The following is a 2,326-nucleotide window of genomic DNA, read 5'->3' as shown; positions in this document are numbered from 1 at the left end:
GATTGAGAGGGAGTAACTTTCCCCAGACGATTGCCTAACCAACCGACAATAGTAAATAATTTAACCGGTTTGTCGGGATAAAAAAGTGCTTGTCTGAGTTTGAGAGTTTGCCAAGCGAAGGCAATAAATAATATGGTCGCGGCAGCTTGTCCGAGGAGGATAGCGCCTGTAATCCTTCCCGCGCACAACCAGAGGACAAGGGCATAGAATAATCCTACCGCACTCCAGAGAAAATCATCTTGACGGTGGCGATCGGGGGCGATAAAAGCGGTGGTGAGGAGGTACAGACTACTCAATCCCACAACGACCGCTAGGATATAGGGCAACATTTGCGATTCTCCTTTGACATTTCCTTTTTTATTGTGCGTTATTTGGGGTCGATCGAGTCTATTTTTTGATTAATTTGGGAAATTATCGAGTCAGATAGTCTTTACCTGTGTTTATGAATAGCCAGCGTTAATATTAGGAAATTCTGGGTTTATCCTCTGCTGCTTGTGCTGATCAGATTAAACAAGCTTTCGGATCAAATGATTAAGTTTTGGTCTTTAACAAGCAAAGGAAAATTAGCAACCCTTGATCAACACACAGATAAACTGTTATCTTTAGTAATTAGTGCCGATGGTAAATATTTAATTATTGGTAGTGCTGACAAAACTGTAAAAATCTGGCAAAATGGGCAAGAGTAACACCTCAAGATAAGTAAGTAGTTATAATTAAATTGAAGATAAATTTCGCTTCTGATCCCCCCTGCCCCCCTTAATAATGGGGGTGCCGATTCCCCCTTAGTCCCCCCTTGATCAGAGGGGTGTCTGACAACTTTTAACACCTACCTACTTAACTGCTATAATTAGAAACTTATGCCGACAATATTTTATTGGGGAGAAGATGAATTTGCTATTAACCAAGCGGTGAAAAATCTGCAAGCAAAACTTCTTGATCCCAATTGGATACAGTTTAATTATGATAAAATTAATGGTGATCGCAATGAGGCAATTATCGATGCCCTCAATCAAGCGATGACTCCAGTTTTCGGCATGGGAAATCGTTTAGTTTGGTTAGCCGATACGGTTATTTGTCAACAATGTTCCGAGGATATTTTCCAGGAATTACAGCGCACTTTGCCCAATTTACCCGAAAATTCCTATCTGTTATTAACCAGTGCCAAAAAACCCGACTCCCGCTTAAAATCGAGCAAGTTTATCCAAAATCAGGCAGAGGTTAAAGAATTTGAACTAATTCCGCCTTGGAAAGTCGAGGACATTGCCCAAAGAGTTAGGGAAATTGCCAAAGAAGTGGGAGTAAAATTAACTCCCGATGCGATCGAACTCTTAGCTGAATCAGTGGGAAATAACAGCCGCTTGCTGTGGATGGAGTTAGAAAAACTGCGTTTATTTAAAAATAATTCGGCGGGAACTATTGACAAAAAGGACATTTTAAGCTTAGTCAATGCCAGCAATCAAAGCAGCTTACAGTTAGCCAGTGCTATTTTAAAACGGGAGACAGGCAAGGCCCTCGAATTAGTCAATGAATTATTAAATCGCAACGAGAACCCCTTGGCTATCACCGCCACCCTAGGGGGTCAATTTCGCACTTGGGCAATAGTAAAATTAAAAATTGAAGAAGGAGAAAAAGACGAGAAAAATATCGCCGCCGCCGCCGAAATTGTCAATCCCAAGCGACTGTATTTCATTCGCAAAGAGATACAATCCTTTTCTTCTAAGCAACTTCTCGCCACCTTGCCCATACTTCTCGAATTAGAATATCGTCTCAAACGGGGTGCAGAACCTTTGGCAACTTTGCAAACCAAAATTATCGAACTTTGTTGTTTATTGGTGACTTAAGTAGGTAGGTATTAAAAACTTTCAGATCCCCCCGCCTATCGGCACCCCCCTTATCAAGGGGGGCAGGGGGGATCGAACCTAAAATCTATTTTTGATTTAATTATAACCAGCTACTTAATACTCTTCCTTGCTGTTCAGAAATCCTCTAGAATAAGATTCTATAGACTTCTCAAGAACCACAATGACCGATGATGCCATCCCTAGTCTAAATTTAGCCATCGCTAGTTTAGCCACGAGTAATAATTTCGCCCGTTGGGTGACGAAAGCACCCCTACCCGGGGGATATGTGCATCATGACTGTGAATGGACCGAGAGTCTAACCACGGAATGGATGGCATGGCAGGAAATGTTCTGTCTGCAAAAAATGCCGACCTTGCCGATGTTAGAGCAATTAGAAGCAAATTATCGACCTAAACTGACTCTTTCGGGAGAAGGCGGCAGTTATGGCGGTCGATTAATGCAGAAACTAGGTATTAGTCTCTGGC

Annotated in this window: 3 protein-coding genes and 1 pseudogene; 3 read left to right on the top strand and 1 reads right to left on the bottom strand. The window is 42.0% G+C overall.

The window, feature by feature from the left end; all coding sequences use genetic code 11:
- Nucleotides 1-329: Ycf66 family protein (locus tag IQ242_RS22775; protein WP_193961514.1), on the bottom strand; the 329-nt coding region annotated here is incomplete at its 3' end.
- A gap of 198 nt (nucleotides 330-527) precedes the next feature.
- Between IQ242_RS22775 and IQ242_RS22770 the strand changes: the two genes are divergently transcribed.
- The 3 genes and pseudogenes from IQ242_RS22770 to IQ242_RS22760 all read left to right on the top strand — a co-directional run.
- Nucleotides 528-686 carry a WD40 repeat domain-containing protein gene (locus tag IQ242_RS22770; RefSeq protein ID WP_228021167.1) on the top strand — a complete coding sequence of 53 codons (159 nt, stop codon included), beginning with the start codon at nucleotides 528-530 and terminating at the stop codon, nucleotides 684-686.
- Between the two features lie 171 nt (nucleotides 687-857).
- Entirely contained in the window at nucleotides 858-1,841 is a 984-nt protein-coding gene (gene holA, locus IQ242_RS22765; RefSeq protein WP_193961512.1) for a DNA polymerase III subunit delta, read from the top strand.
- 181 nt (nucleotides 1,842-2,022) lie between these two features.
- Nucleotides 2,023-2,326: pseudogene (locus IQ242_RS22760) on the top strand (hypothetical protein); the annotation flags it as partial.

Source organism: Microcystis sp. LEGE 08355 (genome assembly GCF_015207185.1).
GTDB classification, from domain to species: domain Bacteria; phylum Cyanobacteriota; class Cyanobacteriia; order Cyanobacteriales; family Microcystaceae; genus Microcystis; species Microcystis panniformis.
The sequence above is the reverse complement of the archived record's forward strand: the minus strand, read 5'-3'. Positions and strand labels throughout refer to the sequence as shown.